Raw genomic sequence first — 22,266 nt, 5'->3', positions numbered from 1 at the left:
CTGATGCTATTAAGATTTTTTTTCAAGCACTTCAATACACTTTTTTGTGCCGTTGCTGATAACCTCAAGAAAGCTGACATCCCAGTTATCATTCCCTTCTATAAAGACAGGACCTTTTGCTGTAATCGCAATATCCCAACCAATGGAGTAGATGCCAGATAACAAGCTGTGAAAGTACATTGCTTTATCAACCGCTTCTTTAAAAAAAGGCAATTTATATCCTTCAAATACAATATCTGAATCGGGATGTTTCTCAACTTTTGTTCCATATTTGGGTTTGAAAAAGGCATGTTTTTTTAATTTTCCCGTTTCTGTTTCTATTTGTACGAATATACCCCCGGCATTCCAGTTATCTACTCTGCTTCCACCCGTTCCCATTCTTAGTGCAGCCCCGATAACTTCCGTTGAAGAGCCGGAGTGAACAGTTATTAACCGGATAGTATTAACGGATTGTTCGTGGAAACAACCTAGAGCTTCGTGCTGATCCTCCAGCCTTTTCTGTATAATCCATTTATTGCCTGTTAATAAGTCTTTTAATTCTCCTAAAGAAATTGCGCTGCCGTTTTTGTAAATTTTAGCGTCTTTTATTTCTAAGGCAAAAGTACCTGTTCCCTGTTCGCCCGAAATTGCTTTACAAAAAGCATCGATAATTAATTCACTGATTTTTTCTATAGGAAGCGTAATCTTATCCTCAACTAACTGAATGTGTATTCCATCTGTTAAAGCAATATTATCCGGAGTTTCGATGCCAATTCCTTTACAAAAAGCGCCAAAAGTAAATTTATCACGTAAGATGCAAATGAAATTATACGGACTGGCACACGAATTGGGAACAAAATTCTGCTTATCCCGAATATATTTTAACTTACTATGTGAAATTGTATCTTTTGCATACGGATTACCTTTCCTGTCAAAACCGCTTATAAAATATAAGTTGTTTATCTCTCCGTATTTTAAAACATGCCTTAGTTGCTCAAAAAAGATCTGTTTTTTGCTTTTTAATGGATGTTCAGGAAAATAACTTTTGGCTTGTATGTATTGCTTTTGGCCTTTTAAAAGCTTTATCAAATGGGTTATCCTGCCTAACGAACAGCTGAGGTGATAAATAAAATCCTCCGAAAAGCGCATGCTCTTCACTCTGGCCTTGTTCACATTCATGGCAACAGGTATTATATTGGTTTATTCTGAAGAAAGAATTTATCAATAACAATACATTAACAATGTTGTTGGATGCCAGGATAATAATTTGATAAAAGCAGTTTACAGGCTTTTCATTTTCTTTAAAAGCTGCTCAATCACCCTTGGGAAATGATGGTGCTCAAGCTGCTGGCCTTTAAATTTTATCATTTCGAGGTCGTCGTCTTTTTCTATTCTAAATCGCGATTGGTGAATTATCTCTCCTTCGTCAAAATGTTCATTCACAAAATGAATGGTTATCCCTGATTCTTCTTCCTTATTCTCTAAAATCGCTTTATGAACGTTGTCGCCATACATGCCTTTACCTCCGTATTTAGGTAAAAGAGCGGGATGAATGTTGATTATTTTATTAGGAAAAGCCTTTAAAAGACTTTCGGGCACAAGCCATAAAAAACCGGCTAATACTATGATATCTATTTGCAGACCTTTTAAAAGATTAATAACGTTATCGGTTTTGTAAAATTCAAACTTATCGAAAACGTGTGAAGGAATCTCAAAGTTATCGGCACGTTGAAGTACATAAGCTTCGGGATTATTTGTTAATACAATGGCTACTTCAGCATCGTTGTTATTTTTAAAATGTTCCATGATTTTTTGAGCGTTCGATCCGGAACCTGATGCGAAAATTGCAATGCGCTTTTTTAATACCATATACTTATGTTTCTCTTCAAAGATATTATTTTGAGCAAGATCAGCGCAAGAAGCTTTAAAAAAACTAAACAAATAATTTGAGCTGATGTAGTTTATAATACACCTCTATTAAGTATTTACCTTTAAATTTTATGTATTATGGCTAATCTTAGTAATTGTAACATTGCTGTTTTAACTGAAAGTGGCTTTGAAGAAGTAGAGTTAACAAGCCCTAAACAAGCGCTGGAAGAGGCAGGAGCCACCGTTCATATTGTATCGCCTCAGAAAGAAAAAGTGAAGGCAATGAAAGATCATCAATGGTCTATTGAACTTCCGGTGGATAAGCAGGTATCTGAAGCCAAAGCCGAGGAATACGATGCGTTGGTTTTGCCCGGCGGCGTAATTAATCCCGATCAGCTTCGGTTAAATACCGATGCTATTAATTTTATAAAGTCTTTTTTTGATGCCGGAAAACCTGTTGCAGCTATCTGCCACGGCCCTCAAAGTTTAATAACAGCAGGGGTGGTGGAAGGACGTAAAATGACATCTTATCCTTCCATTAAACCCGACCTGATAAATGCAGGAGCAAATTGGGTAGATCAGGAAGTGGTGGTAGACCAGGGGCTTGTTACCAGCAGAAATCCCGGCGATCTTCCCGCTTTCAACAGAAAAATGTGTGAAGAATTTGCTGAAGGTGTTCATGCAGGCCAGCATTCCTGATAAAAGTACCTTAACCATAAATAGCCGTGAAAGCGGCTATTTATTATATATAACAAGATCAATTAAAAACTCCTTTTGAGGCGGCAAAATATTGGAAGAATTTGTTTTAGTCCATTCTGTTCATGAATTGCGCCGTAACCGGAATTTCTCCTACTTCAATATAATGTTTGAAATTAAGGATATCTTCTCTAATTATTTTTTCAAAAACAGGATTGATAAGCTTTGCTACACTTGTGCCGAAACCGCCGGCAGGTGCATGGTAACTTATCACCGCCTGAATTTCTGTTCCGCCGGAAGGTGAATCAGTAAATTCTACTTTTCCGGCATTGTTTATCGCCGATCCTTTTACGGAGCGCCATCCTATAAAATTGTCTTCCTTTTCTTTAACAATTTCTGCATTCCAGCTGATTTTTCCCATGTTTCCCGGTATTCGTGCTACCCAGTGAGAATGTTTGGAATCAGTCTGATAAACATCTTCTAAATGATTCATGAACACAGGAAGGTTCTCTAACTTCCTCCAGAACTGGTAAACTTCATTACGAGGTTTATTTACAACAATTGTTTGGCGTATGTTTACCGCTTCCACTTTATTAGTATCTCTTCCTAAACGCCGGTAAACCGGACAATTGCCGGTAACTCCCCTGTATAAAAGAAGTCCCGCTACTGTTGCCTCAGTCAATGCAAACAGTGGGCTGCCGAACATATTTTTAATGGCGTTAAGTCCTAACAGGGTGCCTCCAAAAACAGAAACCATACGTTCCGGTAAATTGACATTAATAGAATCGGTACTATTTTGCGGAAGGTTGTGTCGGTTTTCTTCTCTGAGTTGTCGAAATGTTATTGCCATACTGTTAAAGGTTTATATCTTAGCAACGCTTGAGCTCTCTCAGAGTTTGTTTTTTTTAAAATGAATGGGAATACTGTTCTTTTTTGTTAATTCTGGCAAATTCATTGTATTCCATTAAAAATAGTACATGAGTAAAAAAGTAAGTTGTTTTTTAATACTGATCCTGATAGCAAATACAGTAATAGCACAGAGAAAAGCCGATACTTTACAGGAAATTGTTGTACAGGCTTATTTTTCTCAGCAACCTGTTTTGCAATTGCCGGCCTCTGTCAGCATAATAAATAGCGGGCAACTGCAAAACCAGCCAGAATCGTCGCTTGTGTCAGCTGTAAATACGGTTCCGGGGGTGCGGATGGAAGAACGGTCGCCGGGAAGTTACCGTTTGTCTATCCGAGGAAGCTTACTTCGTTCACCTTTCGGGATACGGAATGTGAAAATGTATATAGATGAAATTCCCCTTACAGATGCTGGCGGAAACACCTATTTGAATGCGCTGGACGCAGGAAGTGTGAGCCGGATGGAAATTCTTAAAGGGCCGGAGGCAAGTGTATTTGGTGCAAATTCCGGAGGGGTAATTTTAATAAGTACCAGTGACAGGAAGATAGATAGCACTCTTGTTTCAGCAACTCTACAGGCGGGTTCTTATGGATATAATTATGAAAAAACTTTATTTCATAAAGCATGGAAAAATTACAGCCTCGATATTAACCAGGCCTCGCAGCAATCAAACGGGTATAGGGAAAATTCAGCATTAAAACGGAATTTTGTGCAAGCGTACCAGCGATGGCAATATGCTGATAAAGGAGAATTACGTGCCCTGCTTTTATTTTCTGATTTGAATTATCAAACTCCGGGAGGTTTAACCGCATCCCAGATGGAGCAAAATCCTCGTCTGGCACGTCCCCGTGCAGGAAATACACCCGGAGCAATTGAACAGAAAGCGAGTATTTTTAACAGAACATCCCTGGCAGGTATAGTAAATGAATTTCGCTTTAGTCCAACCTTTCGACATGTAATTGCCTTGTATGGTTCGAATACTGATTTTTCGAACCCTTTTATAACCAATTACGAGGTACGAAATGAAAGCACACTTGGCCTGCGTACTTACTTTGAACTTAAAAATAGAAACCAGTCGAATGTAAATTTGCAATGGCAAATAGGATTAGAAGGAGGCCGCACTGCTTCGGATATTACAAATTATGATAATTTGCAGGGGCGTAAAGGAAATACACAGTCATCTGATCAGCTTAAAGCAGATCAGTATTTCTTTTTTAATCATTTTTCTGCTACAATACACAAAATGGTACTGGAAGTAGCTGCAAGTGTAAACTATTATGGTTATAAGTACCGATCATTAATGTTAAATGAACCATTAGAAGAAAATAAATTTAAAGCACAGCTAATGCCAAGGATTGGATTATCCTACCCGATAAATACTAATTTTTCCTGGCGTGCATCTGCAAGCAGGGGATATTCTCCACCCACTATTGCGGAAGTGCGGTCTTCAGATAATAATATAAATACCAGCCTTGAGCCCGAAAGCGGCTGGAATTACGAAACCGGATTCCGGTACAAAAGCAGTAACAGCCGGTTTTATTTTGACGGTGTTATTTTTAGATACGATCTTACTAATGCTATTGTTCGCAGGCTTAATGCAAACGATGCAGAGTATTTTGTAAATGCGGGCGGAACAAAACAAACAGGGATAGAAACTCAGTTGATGTCCTGGATAATTCCCTTAAAAACTTCCGGCATTTTTCGTGGCGTTCAACTCAATTCAGGTTATACCTACAGTCATTTTAAATTTTCAAACTACCAGAATGCTTCCGATGATTATTCCGGAAACTGGCTTACCGGTGTTCCAAAGCATGTCTGGGTAAACAGCCTTGATATTCGTTTACCTGCTGATCTTTCTTTATTTATTCAACATAATTTCACTGCCGGTATTCCGCTTAACGATGCCAATACCGAATTCTCAAAACAATATAATTTATTTCAGCTTAAAGGAAGTTGGGATAAAATAGTTAAAGGAAGAGCATTTCAATTATTTGCCGGTGTGGATAATATTTTTGATATTAAGTACAGTCTTGGAAATGATTTGAATGCTTTTGGCAAAAGGTATTACAACCCTTCTGCCCCACGAAATTATTACGCAGGAATTAAAGCAACGTTTAAATAAATCAAATTATGACTACCTACCAGATATTGATGCTTTTAAGCGGGCTTGTAATATTCTCGTATCTCTTTGATCTGATTGCCAGCAAAACTAAACTTCCGTCTGTATTGCTTTTATTGTTTTCCGGTATTGGCTTACGCGAACTGGTTACTTATTTTGCTTTGCCAACATTCAATTTCATTACCATTCTTCCGCCTTTGGGTGCCGTGGGATTGATATTGATTGTGTTTGAGGGCGCACTGGAATTGAAGTATCACAGAGAAAAAAACCAGATTATAAAAAGGGCTATATTTTCAGCCTTTATCATCTTGCTAACCAATACTTTTGTGATTGCTTTTATCTTACACTTTCTTACAAAAGCTGATCTCTATTTGTGCTTTGCCAATGCAATTCCTTTTAGTATTGTTAGTTCGTCTATTGCAATTCCTTCAGCATCGGCAATAAGTAAAGAAAAAAAGGAATTTGTAATTTATGAATCTTCCTTTTCTGATATTCTGGGTATTATCTTATTTAATTTTGTTATCACCAATCAAAATATAAATCTTTCATCTTTTGTTAGTCTAAGCGCCGAGATCGGTTCCATAGCTGTTATAGCAGTTATATCATGTGCTTTGCTGCTTTATATTATGGGGAGAATTCATCATCATATTAAGTTTTTCCTAATACTGGCTATCCTTGTGCTTATTTACTCACTCGGGCAGCAATATCATTTGTCCTCTCTTATAATTGTACTTGCATTCGGTTTGTTCCTTAATAATGCCGATGAAATCAAAATTCCGCTTTTTAAAAAGTATTTTATTTATCCTCAGTTGTCGAAAGACCTTGTGCAGCTTTTTCAGTTATCTGCAGAAAGTGCATTTATTGTACGTACTTTCTTCTTTGTTATTTTTGGTTTTACCATGCATATTGAAGAATTACGCAGCATTTCAATTCTTCAGTATGGTATTTGTATAATTGTCGCTATTTATATTATCCGGATAGCAGGTCTTAAACTTTTTGCAAAGTCAAATTTTTTCCCCGAAGTTATTGTTAGCCCCCGCGGTTTAATAAGTATTCTCTTATACTATCATTTACCGCAGCAATTCAGGATTTTAGGAGTAGAAACAGGCTTGATGTTTTTAGTGATTCTTTCTACGTGTTTAATAATGAGTTTCGGATTACTGGCTTATTCAAAAAAAGATGCTAAAGCAGATCAGTAAAGCTTTTTATCTTTGCATTTATTTTGATGCAGAAATTAGAAGCCTGGCTGGAGGCTAATCCAGAAAAAGTTTTTTTCATCCTGCTGCTGTTTGCAGTGCCCGCCTTTTTCTTCAATTTGGGTTTATTGCCATTGTTCGCAGATGAACCTACAAGGGCAAACGTAGCATTGGAAATGATTCTCTCAAAAAACTATGCCGTTCCTACTATCGCCGGAGAATATTATTATAACAAGCCCCCCTTGTATAACTGGATATTAGCTTCCTTTTATCTGCTTACCAATAACTTTTCCGAGTTTGTAACCCGGCTTCCGGCACTTGTTCCGCTATTCCTTTTTGCAATAACTATTTTTTATAGTGTAAAGTATTTTCTAAAAGACACGCGAATAGCAGCGCTTAGCGGAATTTTATTTATGGTTAACGGAAGAATGCTGTTCTATGATTCCATGCTCGGCCATATTGATATTTTTTATTCCTGGCTTACGTTTCTGTCATTCATGAGTATTTTTTACTTCTATGAACGGAAACAATGGTTCCTTCTTTTTCTGGTTTCTTACCTTATTACAGCTTTTACTTTTTTGGCAAAAGGTCTTCCTTCTATTGTTTTTCAGGGCTTTACCATACTTACTTTGCTTGTTTATACCAAAAATTTTAAGAAACTGTTTAGCTGGCAGCACATACTTTGCGGTTTGCTTTGTTTAGTAATAATTGGGGCCTACTTTCTTAACTACTCTCGGTACAATCCCGATTTAACCGGCTATTTTTCTACTATATGGGATCAAAGCAGCCAGCGTACTGCCGTCCGTGTAGGTTTCTGGCCAACATTAAAATACATCCTTTTATTCCCGATTGAACATGCGGGCCACCTTTTTCCTGCAAGTTTGCTCATTCTCTTTTGCTTTAATTCCGGGTTTGTTCATGCCGTTAAACGGACTCCCTTTCTTAAATATATTACTCTTGTTTTCCTGGTAAATATCGTAGTATACTGGCTTTCTCCTCAAACACGCCCCAGGTATTTGCTTATGTTATATCCGCTTTTATTTACGCTTTGGTCCTACGCTTTTTTTACTTTTCGTGATAAACTGCACAGGGTAAACAAAATATTTGAGGTACTTCTTTTAGTAATAAGTATTCTTTTTACACTATCGGTGCTGGCCGTACCCTTTGCCGGGCTCGACGCTTTTGTACCTGCACTTTTGTATAAAGTAACGGGTATATTTATTTTGCTGGCCTTTTTTACCTGGCTTGTTTATAAGCTGGAATCGCAGAAAATAGTAGCTTTTATAGCCATACTTTTAGTTGCCAGGCTTGCTTTCAGCTTCTTTGTTCTTCCATATCGGCTAAACCATAATGATAATCGTTATTATAAAAATATATCAATAGAAATGGGAAGTGACAGCCAGGGCAAAGATTTTTATTTTTATAAATATCATCCCGATGTGCTTGCTATTCCTTTTTACGACCGCCTGATTTTTTACATAGAACGAACCAGAATGAGCCAGGTAAAAGTTGTTGAAGAGGATATTAAGCCGGGTTATTATCTTACATTTGGCGAAAATTTGCAAAATCCAAAAGCTGTTTTGCTTAAAACATATAAGAGCAACCTTAAACTTTTTGAAGTAAAATGAGAGAGCTTTCTGTAGTGATAACGGTGCTGAACGAGCGGGAAAATATTGCCCCTTTAATTACGGCAATAAGAGAAGCGTTATCTGGAATTGATTATGAAGTTGTTTTTGTTGATGATGGCTCTAATGACGGCACGCAGAAAGAAATTCGGACACATGCTGATGAACGGATTGTACTGGTCGAGCTTAGGAAAAATTACGGCCAGAGTACAGCAATGACAGCCGGAATTGATCATGCAGTAGGAAAATACATAGCCTTGCTGGATGGCGATCTTCAGAATGATCCTTCCGACATTCCTTTTATGCTTGCGAAATTAAAAGATGAAGATTGGGATGTGGTGGCCGGAAACAGGAAGAACCGGCAGGACGGAATGTTTTTGAGAAAAATTCCGTCAAAAATAGCCAATGCACTGATCCGGAGAATGACCGGGGTTTATATCAAAGACTATGGTTGTACCCTGAAAATTTTTAAACGTGAAATTGCTGAAGATCTGGGAATTTATGGTGAATTGCATCGCTTTATCCCGGTTCTGGCAAAGCTGCAGGGGGCCAATATTACACAGGTAGATGTTAAACATCATGCCAGAAGATTTGGTAAATCGAAATATGGATTGAACCGTACATTTAAAGTAATGGCAGACCTTATTACGATGGTCTTTTTCAGGAAATACATTCAAAAACCGATGCATTTATTCGGAACACTTGGATTTATCTCACTCGGCTTCGGAATAATAATAAACGCATATCTGCTGTTTCTGAAAATTTTAGGCCATGACATCTGGGGCAAGCCGCTGCTTATTCTGGGCTTAATACTTTTATTAGGGGGAATACAGTTAATTACTATTGGAATTCTGGCAGAAATAAGTGTACGTACTTATTTTGAAGGCACTAATCGAAAAACATATCAGGTAAGACGCATTTTTAATGAACAAAAAGAAACTCTGGGACATTCTTAAGCTGATTTTAAAAATTGGGTTTACTGTTTTTCTACTGTACCTGGTTTCCTTAAAAATTAATTTCTCCGATGTAAAAAACCTTTTCCTGAAAAGTAACCCGCTGTTTATACTGCTGGCATTGCTAACTTATTTCTTGTCGCAGGTTGTTTCGTCGTGGCGGCTTTTAAGTTTTTTGAGTAGTATAGGGCTGAAGCTCAATTTTAATTTCAATTTCAGATTATACCTCCTGGGGATGTTCTATAACGTGTTTCTGCCGGGCGGGATAGGAGGTGATGGGTATAAAATATATTTGCTCCGAAAAAAATTCCAGCATCCAACAAAAAAAATATTCCTGGCACTTTTCCTGGATCGTGTAAGCGGTTTGTGGGCAATTGGCTTTATCTGTGTGGCGCTCATTATCCTTATTCCAAAGCTAGATATTTCGCCCATACTCCCGATAGGGGCTTTAGCTGCAGGGACACTTATCTATTACCTGATATTAAAAAAGTTTTTTGCCGATTATTCTAAAAGCTTTATTAAAGCACATATAAAGGCAGGTATGGCACAATCGCTGCAGTTGCTCGCAGTTGTGTTTATTCTTTTATCGCAGGATTTTGGCGGTAAATTTTCTCCGTATTTATTTAGTTTCCTTGTTTCGTCTATCGCCACCATTATTCCGGTAAGCGTGGGTGGATTTGGAATACGCGAGTATGTGATGACGCATGCTTCCGGTGTATTTAACATGAATCAGAATCTGGCAGTTTTTATAACCATTACTTTTTCACTTTTATCAACCATTGCAGCTTTGCCGGGTATTTGGTTTGTTTATCGCTCAAAAGAGTTTGAACCGTTACCGACGCCTGAAGAAGCAAAAGAAAAGACTGACGAGCTTATCAGTTAATCTGTAACGCGTGCTGTTGGTACCAGTCAAAAAAGTTTTTTAATCCATATTCCAGTGTAGTATCCGGTTGGTAATTTAATAGCCGTTGGGCTTTTGAAATATCTGCGTAAGTTCTTGGAACATCACCGGGTTGTTCTGGCAGTCGATTTATAACTGCTTTTTTACCGCAAATTTCTTCAATTGCGTTAATAAGGTGATTCAGTGTGACGGTTTTATGGTTCCCCAGGTTTATAATTTCAAATGCTGAACCGTCATAATCCAGAGCTGAAATTATTCCCTTTACGGTATCTTCCACAAAAGTATAATCCCTGCTTGTTGAACCATCGCCGAAAACAGGAATCGGCTGATTATTTATAATAGATTTGAAGAATTTATGAATTGCTAAATCGGGTCGTTGAGAAGGGCCGTAAACAGTGAAAAAGCGTAAGGCTAAAAATCGTATTCCGTAAAGATGGCTATAAACATGTCCCATCATTTCGCACGAAAGTTTAGTAGATGCGTACGGGCTTATAGGCAGCAATTTCTCTTCTTCATTCCACGGAACATTTTCATTAACTCCGTATACACTGCTTGAAGAAGCAAAAATAAATTGTTTAACATGCTTTTCCCTGGCGAACTCGAGTAAGTTTTGTGTTCCGCACACATTTACATCCTGATACAATATCGGATCCTGAATGCTTGGCCTTACACCTGCTTTTGCCGCAAGATGGATAATTGCGGTAATATCTTCAGCTTTTCCCAGATCATTTGCATTGCGGATATCTCCTTCTATCAGTTCGAAGTTTTTATTGTTAAGAAAAGGCCGTATGTTCAGCTCTTTCTGTTTTTTCGAATAAAAACCATCAAAATTGTCAATACAAACTACAGAATAAGATGTTAATTCTAACAGCTTCTTTATCAGATTGCTGCCGATAAATCCGGCTCCGCCGGTAACTAATACTCGTTTCATATATAATTCTTGCAAAACTAAGGTTTTTATAATCTGTTCCTTAAAAAGGTTGATGAAACAAATGGTATCAAATTTTAATTATTTTTTTATTACCGAATTAGTTTGATTTTTGGCGACAGTTGGACTTTTATTAATTAATTCGAAATTACAATGAAGATTATAATAACAGGGGCAAGCAGCGGGGTTGGATTTGAAGCTGCTCTGGAGTTAGTTCAGGATAACAGAAATGAAGTAATTGCCCTCGCCCGGTCTGAAAAGAATTTGCGGCGCTTGTACGATATAGCACAAAGTCTTAATCCGGAAGGTAAAATGTATCCAGCGAAATTTGATATAGTACACGACGATTATGAAGGGAGTTTAGTGCCATACGTTCAAAAAACATTTGGAACGGTAGATGTCCTTATCAATAATGCGGGTGCTCTGGTTAATAAGCCATTTGAAGAAACTTCACAAATTGATTTTGCCGAAATGTTGCAGAGCAATTTGCTGGGCCATGTAAAGATGATTCAGCATTTATTGCCCTTGATGGCCGAAAATTCCCATATAGTAAATATTGGAAGCATGGGTGGTTTTCAGGGAAGTGTTAAATTTCCTGGTTTATCGGCTTACTCAGCAAGCAAGGCAGCATTGCATGCCCTAACTGAAAGCCTTGCCCTGGAACTTGGTGAACGAAAGATAAAAGTTAATTGCCTGGCGCTGGGCTCAGCTCAGACAGAAATGCTCGAAAAAGCTTTTCCAGGCTATCAATCGCCGGTACTGGCTTTCGAGATGGGAAAATATATCGCTGATTTTGCTTTAACCGGGCACAAGTTTTTTAACGGAAAGATTCTTCCGGTTTCTGTATCAACGCCTTAAGTATGTATAAGAGGATTTATTGTATTGTACTTGTTTCGTTTCTGGCGTATGCCTGTCAGAATGATAATAAACAACGTACCGAAACAGGTTCAAAAAATGAAATTTCAGAGGCAACGCCTTCAAAAGAGAAATTACTTGTGCTGCCGTGGAAAGCCGAATATAATCCCGAAACGGAGAAACTGGAGTTAAAACATGTTGCTTCCAGCGATATGAGCAACCTGACAGATCAGGATATTATTGATGCCTTAAATCTTAAATATCCTGATATTAAACTTGAAAAAATCGGACGGAACAAGGACACAATATTTGTTGCTATTCCAAATGCCGTATTTCTTACTCAGCAGGCCGGTTCGGCAGGGGCTGAGTCCTACCTCGCAGAAGCTACATTTTCCTTAACTGAATTAAAGAATATTAAGGCGGTAAACTTCAAATTTAAAGAAGGAGATCATGCTGTTCCTAAAACCTATTCACGGAAAGATTTTCGGGACTTTAATTGACAGCATAGATTACAAGGAACAGTAGTAATCTTTCTGATTTTCTTCCTGAAACCTTTTACAGCTATAAGCGGTATCTTAACGCTACCGTTCTGCCTATCGCTTGTATTAAACCCGGATCAAGCTTGTTGTCCGTTTCTTTTGAAATCCATTTACGGTTATCATCCCTGATAAGGCTGTACTGCTCTCCCTTCATGGAAATATGAATTTCAGTAGTTGTATTGTTAATAGGCATTTCATTCAATATCTGATAGGTATAATCAGATTCGTCGTAGGTGATTCGTAATAACTGCTTCATTGTAATTATAGCAGCTTTTACGCAGAAAGTTATTCTGAAGTTGTATGAATCTTGCTTTATTTTTAAGCAGGAAAGCCATTAACGACTTTCCTGCTAAATTGAATTTTTATTTTTTACCCATCAGTAAAATTTCATTGACAATAATTTCGGTTAAATATTTTTTAATGCCGGCTTTATCGGTATAGCTGCGGTTGGTAAGTTTGCCTTCTATAGTAACTTCACTTCCTTTGTGTAAAAACTTTTCTGCCACTGTTGCATTCCGATCCCATAGTACAAGATTATGCCATTGTGTTTCCTCTACTTTTTCGCCTTTATCATTTTTATAAGAATCATTTGTGGCGATAGAGAGGCGAACAAGTTTTTTGTTGTCTCCTACTGTTTTTAATTCGGGCTCATTTCCCAGAAATCCTACCAAACGTACTGTGTTTTTTAACGTACTCATGTTTTTTGTTTTTTAAAGTTTAATAAAAGAGATCGTTTATTGATCGACAATACAAAGTTGATGTGGATTTAACAGCATAGCCGGAGTATAAGCATTTACTATCGAATACAATCGTTTTAAGCGTTTATAATCGGATAAATATTAACTTTAAGTAAAATAAGCATAGATGGAAACAGAAAGATTGTGTCTTGACTGCGGCGGGCAACTTCGTGGCAGAGCAGATAAAAAGTTTTGCGACGACCAATGCCGCAGTAATTATAACAACCGGCTTTACAATGAAAACAACACGGTTGTAAAAAATATAAATGCTATTTTAAAGCGTAACCGCAGAATTCTGGAAGAATTCAATCCGACCGGAAAAACAAAGATCTCAAGAAAAAAACTTGTAGCCAAAGGATTTGATTTTGGTTATATTACCAGTATTTACAATACACAAACAGGGAAAAGCTATTTTTTTGTTTATGAATTTGGATATTTGTGCTTAAGTGAAGAAGAACTATTATTAGTGAAAAAAGAAGAGAGCTGAATAGATCTATAACTTTTTGTTAACGGCAGTGTGATGGAGATAGAAGAATTATTAAAAGAAATACGAACTTGTAACAAGTGTTCTTCCTGCCTGCCTTTAGGTCCTGCTCCGCTGCTAACGGCTTCTTCTAGGTCGCGGATTGTTGTAATTGGCCAGGCGCCGGGTGTAAAGGCGCACGAAAGCAGAATTCCCTGGAATGACGCCAGCGGCAAACAACTTAGAAAATGGATGGGTGTTTCTGATGAAGTTTTTTATAATCCTGAAATTATAGCTCTTGTGCCCATGGGTTTTTGTTATCCGGGTAAAGGAAAAAGCGGCGACCTCCCTCCAAGGCCCGAATGTGCATTAAGCTGGCACGAAGAATTACAGAAGCAAATGCCCAATAAGGAGTTGATTTTACTTGTAGGCAACTATGCTCAGCGGTATTATCTGAAAGGCCGCCACAAAAATCTTACTGAAACTGTAAAATCATATCATTCTTACCTGCCTCAATTTTTTCCTATTGTTCATCCCTCTCCAAACAGCCGTTTCTGGCTTTCAAAAAACAGGTGGTTTGTAGAGGAAGTAGTTCCGGTTTTGCAACAAGAAATTCAAAAGATTATAAAGCGATAATTCTTTTCTTTAATTTTCACCGATAAAGATCTGCCGTTTGCCGATTCTTTAATGCGTTTTGCCTAATTGGTATTTGTACATCGGGTAATTCACTATACTTTTAATAAAAAAATGAATATGTATAATCACAATCATAAAAATCATCGTTCGGGAAAAGTGTGGGTAGGCTTCATAATGCTTATTATCGGGTTTATATTATTAATTAGAAGTCTCGGTTTCTTTATCCCTTCCTGGCTAATAAGCTGGCCGATGCTTTTAATTGCCTGGGGAGTAATAATAGGGGTAAGACATCAATTTCGCCATCCTGCCGCTTATATTCTATTAATAATAGGCACCTTGTTCTTGTCAGAACGTGTTTTTCCCGGCCTCTCGCTCCATGAGTTTCTCTGGCCGCTGGCAATTATTGGCTTGGGTTTATTCCTGATAACCGGGCGCAACAGATCCAGGAATTTTATGGGTTCTTACTGCAAGAATCAAGAATGGGATAAAAGAGTTAAGGATGAGAATGAAACAGCGGCTGCTGATTATTCCAGCCCTGAAGTAAAGCAGGAGTTTTTTTCTAAAGAAGATTTTTTAGATACCGTGGCTGTGTTCGGAGGAGTAAAAAAGAATATTGTAAGTAAAAATTTCAGAGGCGGAGACGTGGTGACGATTATGGGAGGAGCAGAACTCAACTTCATTCAAGCAGATATTACAGGAACTGTAACGCTGGAAATTACCACGGTTATGGGAGGTACTAAGATAATAGTGCCGTCTCACTGGAAAGTATCTTCAGAAGTGGTTGCAATTTTAGGCGGAGTGGAAGACAAGCGTCAGTTTATCTCTCAGCCCACCGAATCTGATAAGGTATTGATAATTAAAGGAACTTCCATTTTAGGAGGTATTGAAATCAGAAGTTTCTGATTTTGAACAGGGAATGAATGATAAATAAGAATGGGAACCCTTGTTAATGTAATAAAAAAAGTTAAAAAGAATTTCTAATCCTGCTATTGTGGCTGCTTCTTTTCTTTCTTCCACCAGAGTAAAATGGATATTTGCCGGTGTTTGGCTTATCTGGTTTGTTCTGCATCTTGTTACGCTGGCCTGGCTGGGTTTAGAATGGCGAACTGCTGCTATTGATTCGCTTGTAAGTAATCTGCTATTGATGTTATCGGCGTTAATCATAAGCAACACACTAAGGTATTACCAGCCCGGAAAAGAACGCTATTTTTATATTGCGGCCTGGTGTTTTTTGCTAACAGGTTTATGGCTTTTAATGAGTAATTACCTGTTAAGCTATCTGCTTGAAAAAGATGTTTTTTATGATACCCTTTTGGATAAATCTTTGCCGGTACGTTTTGGAATAGGCTTTTTAATGATAAGCTGGATGGCCCTTGTAAGCATGCTATGGTTTACTCAGCAAGAACAAAAAGAAAATGAACAGCGTAAAGCCGATGCTGAGAAGCTGGCAAGAGAGGCTGAACTTTTTCGTCTTCGGCAACAGCTTCAGCCACATTTTTTGTTTAACAGTTTGAATTCGATCAGTGCTTTGATTGGCAGAAAGCCCGAAGAGGCCAGGACAATGATCTATCAACTGTCTGATTTTTTGCGTGGAACACTTAAAAAAGAAGAAAACGAGTTTGTAACACTTGAAGAAGAACTACAACATCTTCAATTATATCTTGAAATTGAGAAAGTGCGTTTCGGCCATAGGCTGGCAACAGAAGTTGAGCAGGAAGAAGGATGTAAGCAGTTGCGTTTACCTGCAATGCTTCTTCAGCCCCTGGTAGAAAACTCTATTAAATTTGGCTTATACGATACCATAGGCGAAGTTATTATCCGCTTAAAAGCCTACTGCATAGATCATCAGTTAGTAATAAGTATTGAAAATCCGTACGACCCCAATACCGCTAAACCAAGGCGTGGAACAGGTTTTGGAATAACAGGAATCAAAAGAAGATTATATTTGCTTTTTGGAAGGCAAGATCTTCTTGAAACACGTGGTGAAAAGAATATCTTTACCACAACTGTTAAAATTCCTCAAGTATGACACGCGTTATTCTGATTGATGACGAACCACTGGCAAGAGAAGTAGTAAAAGAGTACCTGGAAGAATATCCTCAGATAGAGGTTATCGCCGAATGTAATGATGGTTTTGAAGGTGTTAAAGCGGTAAATCAGCTCCAGCCCGACCTTATTTTTCTGGATATTCAGATGCCTAAAATTAACGGCTTTGAAATGCTTGAGCTGCTTGATCATCAGCCAAATGTTATTTTTACAACGGCGTTTGATGAATATGCTATAAAAGCGTTTGAAACTCATGCGGTAGATTATCTTTTAAAACCCTTTGGCCGCGACCGGTTCAGGAAAGGAATGGACAAATGGTTTGAGCAGAAAAACCTGGAAGAGGTTAAGCAAAAAGTTCATTCAATGGTTGAAACTACCGTGACGCAAACGTCGCAGGCGGAGCGTATCGTAGTTAAAACAGGTAACAACATCCGCATAATAAATGCCGCTGACGTACAGTATTTAGAAGCTTACGACGATTATGTTAAAATTCATACGGCAACTGAAATGTTCCTTAAGAATAAAACCATGAATTACTTCGAGCAGGTTTTAAACAGTTCTCAGTTTGCCCGCATTCACCGGTCGTTCATTGTTCAGCTTTCCCAGATCACCCGCCTTGATCCTTACGAAAAGGAATCGTATATGGCAGTTTTAAAAAGTGGAAAAAGCCTACCGGTAAGCAAATCGGGCTATGCCCGCTTAAAAAATGTTTTAGGGTTATAAATTATATTTTAACCGCCTTTAAAATACTTGCTGCGCTCTTTTCACCACTAAAAAACTTAATAAGTTTCCCCTGCGAAGTGTATAGAAATAAGGCTGGGTATCGATCAGGTTGAAAACGGGGAATAAACTCACGGTTTGCATCACGCAGAACGGTAACGTTACTCTTGCCGTTCAGCGCTTTTCCATAACTGCCCATAAATTTCCTGATGCCCGGAACCTCATCCATTGAAACCATGTAAAACTCAACATTTTTAAAGCTTTGGTAATGTTTCCCGATATCAGTTATTTCTTCCTGGCAATGGCTGCAGGTAATGTCAAAGAAAATGAACATGATCTTTTTGCCATTATTTTTTAACTGCTTTTTAGTAAAAGGCGTATTGTCTAATTTGTAAAAAGTAAAATCAGGAATAGTACCGGATGGCTGCTGTGAAAAGCCCGGAAAAGAGGCAAGCAGCAGAAACGAAAGTATAAGTGTACGAATTGGTTTCATGTTTGTATTTTGCATCAAAAATAAAGTTTAAAGTAGTAATAACTTATCATTTAATTGAAAAAGCTTCTTCTTTGTATCATATCATTTCTTTTTCTAAGCACTAATGCTCAGACCAGTAAAAATAAGGAAAGTTTAACGAACAGTCTTCTTTTTGAAGTCAGTGGAAATGGGCTCTCACGGCCCTCTTATATATTTGGAACGTATCACCTCATTGGCAAAGATTTTTGGCAAAAATACCCGGTGCTTGAAAGTTGCTTTAATAAGGTTAGTGCAGTTGCCGGTGAAATAGTTGTTGGCGATGAACTGCAAATGCAGCAGCAACTGATGCCGTACATGTTATTGAAAGATCAGACTCTGGATAAATTATTTTCTCAAGATCAGTTTAAGGAGATTAACAGTGTTTTTAAAAAGGAAAGCGGAATGAACCTTAGCATCCTCAATGGATTAAAACCTGCAGCCATCCAGCTTACCTTACTTAGTTTTATTGCTCCCAAAGAAATTAGCCCCGGAAATCCTCCGCTGGATGGCTACATTCAGAATCTCGCCAGAGAAAATAAAAAAGAAGTCATCGGGCTGGAAACCCTCGAAGAGCAGGCAGAAATTATTTTTGATATTCCTGAAGAAAGGCAAAAAGAACAGCTTTTAAAATTTGTTGAACAATTGGAGAAAAACAGGGAGGAGGGAAACCGCTTATTGAAAGCATATAAAGAACAAAATTTAGCTGAGTTAGAACACCTTTTTAAACAATCGGCTGATTTTAATGATGAAGAAATGAACAGAATGCTATTTGAGCGCAATTATAAATGGAGTCAGAAACTTCCTGTAATTATGAAAAGAGGGCCGGTTTTTATTGCCGTAGGTGCGGGACATTTAGTAGGAGAAAAAGGTTTGCTAAGAATACTGCAGAACCAGGGATATGAAATTAAGCCCTTGTTATTAAAATAATAAAAACAGCAAGGAAAAGCGGCGATATACTTTCCCTTACTATTATTAAGGGTTTAGATTTTGTTTTTATGCTACTAAAAGCGATTTATCAGGGTTTTCAGGTAAGTTGACAATAAAGGAGTTTTTTGATTTCTTTACTTTCGCCAAATCATGCGACAGGATATGAAATAATTCTTTGTCAAATTTTTCAGTTAACTTCATTGTTGCTGATTGTTCCTTTTTCATATTCGTAGGTTTTACGGTTGAATGAATTGTTTTATTGATCGTCGTTCTCAGTAAGGTTTTCTTTTCTGCGCTCGGCTTCTTTTTTTTGTCGCTCAAGCTGTTCTAAATCCCGTTCGTCAGAAGCTTTCTCAGGATTTCTGGGGTTGTCCCAGGATTGGTCCTGCTTTTCTTCCGATTCATTTTCATTAGTACTTTTCTTGCTGATCACAACCATTATTCATAAAAGTATTTGTAAGATCTATTTCTAAAGTTGTACCAATTTTTTTATAGGGAATGGGTTTTAAAGTAAAAGAGGCTAATTGGCTGAAACAGAACGTTTCTTAAATTTTAACAAATTATTCTCTTGTTTAAAATATTGTAACCGCTGTATTCTGCCAGCTACAAAAGCTGTACATTGCCCTATACATTTAAATGTTATCCCCCTCGGAACAGAATTTTTAAAATAGTAGTTTTGTGAAGAGTTAATCATAAGAAAATGGCAGAAGATATTAATTACAGTGAAGACAGTATCAGATCGCTCGACTGGAAAGAACATATCAGGCTAAGGCCCGGAATGTATATTGGAAAGCTGGGAGATGGTACTGCTTATGATGACGGAATTTATGTGTTGCTTAAAGAGATAGTAGATAATTCGATTGATGAATTTGTAATGGGATCGGGCAGAACTATTGATATCAATTTAGGCGAACATAAGGTTGCGGTACGCGATTATGGCCGGGGTATTCCTCTTGGAAAAGTTATTGATTGCGTGTCAAAAATTAATACAGGCGGTAAATACGATAGTAAAGCTTTCCAGAAATCGGTTGGACTAAATGGAGTGGGAACCAAGGCGGTAAATGCATTGTCGACAAACTTTACGGTCCAGTCTTACCGTGATGGGAAAACAAAATTTGCAGAGTTTAGCAAAGGAGAGCTGATACGGGAAGAGCCGGAAAAAGAAACAACGCAACGAAACGGAACTGCAATAAACTTCACTCCCGACGAATACATCTTCCGCCATTATCATTTTATTCCTGAATTTGTAGAAAACATGATCTGGAATTATGTTTTCCTGAATGCCGGGTTAACTATCAATTTTAACGGGAAGAAATATTTCTCTGAAAATGGCTTGAAAGACCTGCTGCAGAAAAATACCGATGCAGAAACAATCCGATATCCGGTTATTCATTTAAAAGGAGAGGATATTGAAGTAGCTATGACACATGGCCAGCAGTACGGCGAAGAATACTATTCGTTTGTTAACGGCCAGCATACTACACAGGGTGGAACACACCAGGCCGCATTTAGAGAGGCTGTGGTAAAAACTATCCGGGAGTTCTATAAAAAAGAATTTGATGCTTCTGATGTTCGTGCATCTATTGTTGCTGCAGTTTCCATTCGGGTACAGGAACCCGTTTTTGAATCTCAGACAAAAACAAAACTCGGATCGCAAAATGTTGGCCCTGATGGCCCTTCGGTTCGAGGGTTTGTAAATGATTTTGTTAAAAAAGAACTAGACGATTATCTCCATAAAAACCCGCAGGCTGCGGATGCATTATTAAAGCGGATTCTCCAGTCAGAAAGGGAGCGGAAAGACATAGCGGGCATTAAAAAGCTTGCAAACGAGCGTGCAAAAAAGGCGTCCTTACATAACAGGAAACTCAGAGATTGCAAAATTCACTTTGAAGATAATCATGAAAGGAAGCAGGAAACAACACTTTTTATTACCGAGGGAGATTCCGCCAGTGGTTCCATTACAAAATCACGTGATGTTATGACGCAGGCTGTATTCAGTCTGAAAGGAAAACCTTTGAACTGCTTTGGATTGACAAAAAAGGTCGTTTACGAAAACGAAGAATTTAACCTGCTGCAGCATGCTCTGAATATTGAAGACGGACTGGACGGCCTTCGTTATAATAATATCGTGATTGCCACCGATGCCGATGTGGACGGCATGCACATCCGGCTTTTAATGATGACTTTTTTTCTTCAGTTTTTTCCGGATTTGGTTAAAGCGGGGCATGTGTATATACTCCAGACTCCTTTGTTCCGTGTTCGCAATAAGAAAGAAACTATTTATTGCTACAGTGACGAAGAACGACAAAATGCCATTAAAAAACTCGGAGCAAAACCTGAAATTACCCGCTTTAAAGGATTGGGAGAAATTTCACCCGACGAATTTGGATTGTTTATCGGGAAAGATATCCGACTGGATCCGGTAATTCTAAAGGATTCTAATATTCAGAATCTTTTGAGCTATTTTATGGGAAAAAACACTCCCGACCGGCAGCAGCATATCGTTCAGAATTTGCGGATTGAAAAAGACGATTCGCAAATGGCAGCGGCAATTGAGACTATTGCAGAAGAAAACGCTGCATAAATCCAGCTAAAAAGCAAAAGGCCTGCAGAGACAAGCCTTTTGCTTTTTAATGATTTTTTTATTCTTATTTAAAGGCTGTAGATACATGTGTTATTTTCCAGCCATTTTCTGATTCTGTAAGTGTAACAAAGTTTTCTTTGGTAAAACTTTCATATTTCATATTTACTTTTACAACCATCTGATTTGGCAGGTTTTCTATTATCGAATAATCTGTTTTGCAATTTTGTTCAACATTAGCTGATTTTCTTAGAGCATCCAGCATTTCCGACTTTGTGTAGGTAATGATTTTATCGCCGCGTTCTGTTGTGAATTTTACATTTTCATCCAGCAGTTGCGAAAATCCTTTCAGTTTGCCGTGACAAAAAGCATCAAGATACGTGTTGATGACATTTTTAACCGCTTTTTCATCGTTACCATCAACGGCTGCTTTTGAAACCTGCTGTGCCGCTACCACAATAAATACCAGTAAAATAGTTTTTAGCGCTTTCATAATATTTGGAATTAGTTTTGAATATAAGACGCGGCTAAATTCCTGGTGTTACAGTTTTAGCGGAGGAATTTATATTATAATTTTCATAACATCTTTAAGATATAAATATTTATGAGAGTTAATTTGTAAATTAGTTGTATGGAAGGAATTACGATATTAAAAGACGAAACCAATGACCGTCGTTTAATGCAAATTGATTTGAGTAAATTATCAAAACATGCAGAATTGTTAGAAGATGTTTACGATTTAATTGCGATTGAACTTCGTAGAGGTGAAGAATCAATTTCCTGGGAAGATGCTAAGAAGCGATTAAATCAGCCTTAATGAAACTGTACCACATAAGAATCAAAAAGGCCGCATTTAAAGAGTTAGAAAAAGTTCCTGTCCCGTATAATAAAAAAATTATAGAAGCTATCGATAAGTTGGCTTCGGATCCTCGCCCCGATGGAGTTAAGAAATTGAAAGGGGAAAATGCGTATCGAATAAGAGTGTCGGATTATAGAGTGATTTATGTCATTGAAGATGTTATTCAAATAATAGAAGTACATAGAATCAGACATCGAAAAGACGCCTATCTGTAAATTT

The 22,266-nt window shown here is 37.8% G+C and carries 27 protein-coding genes; 17 read left to right on the top strand and 10 right to left on the bottom strand.

Going from position 1 to position 22,266, the window contains the following annotated elements; genetic code table 11:
* Window positions 1–9: 9 nt before the first annotated feature.
* Together ACLCDL_RS14830 and purN are read right to left on the bottom strand one after the other, a co-directional pair.
* Complete coding sequence (locus ACLCDL_RS14830; RefSeq protein WP_423149175.1) at window positions 10–1,158, bottom strand: sugar-transfer associated ATP-grasp domain-containing protein; 1,149 nt, start codon at window positions 1,156–1,158, stop codon at window positions 10–12.
* A gap of 102 nt (window positions 1,159–1,260) precedes the next feature.
* A complete protein-coding gene (purN, locus tag ACLCDL_RS14825) occupies window positions 1,261–1,848 on the bottom strand; it encodes a phosphoribosylglycinamide formyltransferase (protein WP_423149174.1) in 588 nt (195 codons plus the stop codon).
* A gap of 138 nt (window positions 1,849–1,986) precedes the next feature.
* Between purN and ACLCDL_RS14820 the strand changes: the two genes are divergently transcribed.
* On the top strand, window positions 1,987–2,547 hold the full coding sequence (locus ACLCDL_RS14820; RefSeq protein ID WP_423149173.1) for a type 1 glutamine amidotransferase domain-containing protein: 561 nt from the start codon (window positions 1,987–1,989) through the stop codon (window positions 2,545–2,547).
* Window positions 2,548–2,653: 106 nt separating this feature from the next.
* Here ACLCDL_RS14820 and ACLCDL_RS14815 read toward each other — a convergent pair whose 3' ends face one another.
* Window positions 2,654–3,394: a YgaP-like transmembrane domain gene (locus ACLCDL_RS14815; protein ID WP_423149172.1), complete on the bottom strand. Its 741-nt coding sequence runs from the start codon at window positions 3,392–3,394 to the stop codon at window positions 2,654–2,656.
* Window positions 3,395–3,521: 127 nt separating this feature from the next.
* Here ACLCDL_RS14815 and ACLCDL_RS14810 point away from each other — a divergent pair, with 127 nt between their 5' ends.
* Genes ACLCDL_RS14810 through ACLCDL_RS14790 form a run of 5 tightly spaced genes read left to right on the top strand, consistent with a single transcriptional unit; the run spans window position 3,522 to window position 10,227 of the window.
* Window positions 3,522–5,573 (top strand): TonB-dependent receptor, encoded by a 2,052-nt coding sequence (locus ACLCDL_RS14810; RefSeq protein ID WP_423149171.1) that lies wholly within the window; start codon window positions 3,522–3,524, stop codon window positions 5,571–5,573.
* A gap of 8 nt (window positions 5,574–5,581) precedes the next feature.
* A complete protein-coding gene (locus ACLCDL_RS14805; protein WP_423149169.1) occupies window positions 5,582–6,769 on the top strand; it encodes a cation:proton antiporter in 1,188 nt (395 codons plus the stop codon).
* 26 nt (window positions 6,770–6,795) lie between these two features.
* Window positions 6,796–8,394, top strand: coding sequence for an ArnT family glycosyltransferase (locus tag ACLCDL_RS14800; RefSeq protein WP_423149167.1), 1,599 nt, complete (start codon window positions 6,796–6,798; stop codon window positions 8,392–8,394).
* Window positions 8,391–9,347 (top strand): glycosyltransferase family 2 protein, encoded by a 957-nt coding sequence (locus ACLCDL_RS14795; RefSeq protein ID WP_423149166.1) that lies wholly within the window; start codon window positions 8,391–8,393, stop codon window positions 9,345–9,347. Before ACLCDL_RS14800 ends, ACLCDL_RS14795 begins: the two co-directional genes overlap by 4 nt.
* On the top strand, window positions 9,316–10,227 hold the full coding sequence (locus ACLCDL_RS14790; RefSeq protein ID WP_423149165.1) for a lysylphosphatidylglycerol synthase transmembrane domain-containing protein: 912 nt from the start codon (window positions 9,316–9,318) through the stop codon (window positions 10,225–10,227). Before ACLCDL_RS14795 ends, ACLCDL_RS14790 begins: the two co-directional genes overlap by 32 nt.
* Here ACLCDL_RS14790 and ACLCDL_RS14785 read toward each other — a convergent pair.
* The gene (locus tag ACLCDL_RS14785) at window positions 10,220–11,176 is read right to left on the bottom strand and encodes a GDP-mannose 4,6-dehydratase (RefSeq protein ID WP_423149164.1); all 957 of its coding nucleotides are present in this window, start codon (window positions 11,174–11,176) and stop codon (window positions 10,220–10,222) included. The genes ACLCDL_RS14790 and ACLCDL_RS14785 overlap by 8 nt on opposite strands.
* 150 nt (window positions 11,177–11,326) lie before the next feature.
* Here ACLCDL_RS14785 and ACLCDL_RS14780 point away from each other — a divergent pair, with 150 nt between their 5' ends.
* Together ACLCDL_RS14780 and ACLCDL_RS14775 are read left to right on the top strand one after the other, a co-directional pair.
* Entirely contained in the window at window positions 11,327–12,031 is a 705-nt protein-coding gene (locus ACLCDL_RS14780) for an SDR family oxidoreductase (RefSeq protein ID WP_423149163.1), read from the top strand.
* 2 nt (window positions 12,032–12,033) lie between these two features.
* Window positions 12,034–12,528 (top strand): hypothetical protein, encoded by a 495-nt coding sequence (locus ACLCDL_RS14775; RefSeq protein WP_423149162.1) that lies wholly within the window; start codon window positions 12,034–12,036, stop codon window positions 12,526–12,528.
* Window positions 12,529–12,589: 61 nt separating this feature from the next.
* On the opposite strand, the gene ACLCDL_RS14770 is transcribed toward ACLCDL_RS14775, so the two are convergent.
* Together ACLCDL_RS14770 and ACLCDL_RS14765 are read right to left on the bottom strand one after the other, a co-directional pair.
* Entirely contained in the window at window positions 12,590–12,823 is a 234-nt protein-coding gene (locus ACLCDL_RS14770; RefSeq protein WP_423149161.1) for a hypothetical protein, read from the bottom strand.
* Between the two features lie 106 nt (window positions 12,824–12,929).
* On the bottom strand, window positions 12,930–13,265 hold the full coding sequence (locus ACLCDL_RS14765) for a single-stranded DNA-binding protein (RefSeq protein WP_423149159.1): 336 nt from the start codon (window positions 13,263–13,265) through the stop codon (window positions 12,930–12,932).
* 166 nt (window positions 13,266–13,431) lie between these two features.
* Between ACLCDL_RS14765 and ACLCDL_RS14760 the strand changes: the two genes are divergently transcribed.
* The 5 genes from ACLCDL_RS14760 to ACLCDL_RS14740 all read left to right on the top strand — a co-directional run bounded on the left by ACLCDL_RS14760 (window position 13,432) and on the right by ACLCDL_RS14740 (window position 17,172).
* Window positions 13,432–13,791 carry a hypothetical protein gene (locus ACLCDL_RS14760; protein ID WP_423149158.1) on the top strand — a complete coding sequence of 120 codons (360 nt, stop codon included), beginning with the start codon at window positions 13,432–13,434 and terminating at the stop codon, window positions 13,789–13,791.
* Window positions 13,792–13,824: 33 nt separating this feature from the next.
* Window positions 13,825–14,403, top strand: coding sequence for a uracil-DNA glycosylase family protein (locus ACLCDL_RS14755; protein WP_423149156.1), 579 nt, complete (start codon window positions 13,825–13,827; stop codon window positions 14,401–14,403).
* Between the two features lie 117 nt (window positions 14,404–14,520).
* Window positions 14,521–15,306, top strand: a complete 786-nt coding sequence (locus ACLCDL_RS14750; protein ID WP_423149155.1) for a LiaF transmembrane domain-containing protein — start codon at window positions 14,521–14,523, stop codon at window positions 15,304–15,306.
* Window positions 15,307–15,394: 88 nt separating this feature from the next.
* A complete protein-coding gene (locus ACLCDL_RS14745; protein WP_423149154.1) occupies window positions 15,395–16,432 on the top strand; it encodes a sensor histidine kinase in 1,038 nt (345 codons plus the stop codon).
* Window positions 16,429–17,172, top strand: a complete 744-nt coding sequence (locus tag ACLCDL_RS14740) for a LytR/AlgR family response regulator transcription factor (RefSeq protein WP_423149153.1) — start codon at window positions 16,429–16,431, stop codon at window positions 17,170–17,172. The genes ACLCDL_RS14745 and ACLCDL_RS14740 overlap by 4 nt, the downstream gene beginning before the upstream one ends.
* A gap of 1 nt (window position 17,173) precedes the next feature.
* On the opposite strand, the gene ACLCDL_RS14735 is transcribed toward ACLCDL_RS14740, so the two are convergent.
* Window positions 17,174–17,677, bottom strand: coding sequence for a TlpA family protein disulfide reductase (locus ACLCDL_RS14735; RefSeq protein WP_423149150.1), 504 nt, complete (start codon window positions 17,675–17,677; stop codon window positions 17,174–17,176).
* Window positions 17,678–17,716: 39 nt separating this feature from the next.
* Between ACLCDL_RS14735 and ACLCDL_RS14730 the strand changes: the two genes are divergently transcribed.
* The gene (locus tag ACLCDL_RS14730; RefSeq protein ID WP_423149148.1) at window positions 17,717–18,607 is read left to right on the top strand and encodes a TraB/GumN family protein; all 891 of its coding nucleotides are present in this window, start codon (window positions 17,717–17,719) and stop codon (window positions 18,605–18,607) included.
* A 66-nt stretch (window positions 18,608–18,673) separates the two neighbouring features.
* Here ACLCDL_RS14730 and ACLCDL_RS14725 read toward each other — a convergent pair whose 3' ends face one another.
* A complete protein-coding gene (locus tag ACLCDL_RS14725) occupies window positions 18,674–18,832 on the bottom strand; it encodes a hypothetical protein (protein WP_423149147.1) in 159 nt (52 codons plus the stop codon).
* A 31-nt stretch (window positions 18,833–18,863) separates the two neighbouring features.
* Window positions 18,864–19,040 (bottom strand): hypothetical protein, encoded by a 177-nt coding sequence (locus ACLCDL_RS14720; RefSeq protein ID WP_423149146.1) that lies wholly within the window; start codon window positions 19,038–19,040, stop codon window positions 18,864–18,866.
* Between the two features lie 267 nt (window positions 19,041–19,307).
* Here ACLCDL_RS14720 and ACLCDL_RS14715 point away from each other — a divergent pair, with 267 nt between their 5' ends.
* On the top strand, window positions 19,308–21,191 hold the full coding sequence (locus ACLCDL_RS14715) for a DNA topoisomerase IV subunit B (RefSeq protein WP_423149145.1): 1,884 nt from the start codon (window positions 19,308–19,310) through the stop codon (window positions 21,189–21,191).
* Window positions 21,192–21,255: 64 nt separating this feature from the next.
* On the opposite strand, the gene ACLCDL_RS14710 is transcribed toward ACLCDL_RS14715, so the two are convergent.
* Window positions 21,256–21,681 carry a nuclear transport factor 2 family protein gene (locus ACLCDL_RS14710; protein ID WP_423149144.1) on the bottom strand — a complete coding sequence of 142 codons (426 nt, stop codon included), beginning with the start codon at window positions 21,679–21,681 and terminating at the stop codon, window positions 21,256–21,258.
* A 138-nt stretch (window positions 21,682–21,819) separates the two neighbouring features.
* On the opposite strand from ACLCDL_RS14710, the gene ACLCDL_RS14705 reads away from it, so the two are divergent.
* Both ACLCDL_RS14705 and ACLCDL_RS14700 read left to right on the top strand, forming a co-directional pair.
* Window positions 21,820–22,005: a hypothetical protein gene (locus ACLCDL_RS14705; RefSeq protein WP_423149143.1), complete on the top strand. Its 186-nt coding sequence runs from the start codon at window positions 21,820–21,822 to the stop codon at window positions 22,003–22,005.
* Window positions 22,005–22,262 (top strand): type II toxin-antitoxin system RelE family toxin, encoded by a 258-nt coding sequence (locus ACLCDL_RS14700; protein ID WP_423149142.1) that lies wholly within the window; start codon window positions 22,005–22,007, stop codon window positions 22,260–22,262. The genes ACLCDL_RS14705 and ACLCDL_RS14700 overlap by 1 nt, the downstream gene beginning before the upstream one ends.
* Window positions 22,263–22,266 lie beyond the last annotated feature (4 nt).

The organism is Rubrilithobacter danxiaensis, assembly GCF_047272945.1.
In the GTDB taxonomy this organism is placed as follows: domain Bacteria; phylum Bacteroidota; class Bacteroidia; order Sphingobacteriales; family Sphingobacteriaceae; genus Rubrolithibacter; species Rubrolithibacter danxiaensis.
This window is presented reverse-complemented; position numbering and strand designations above follow the sequence as displayed.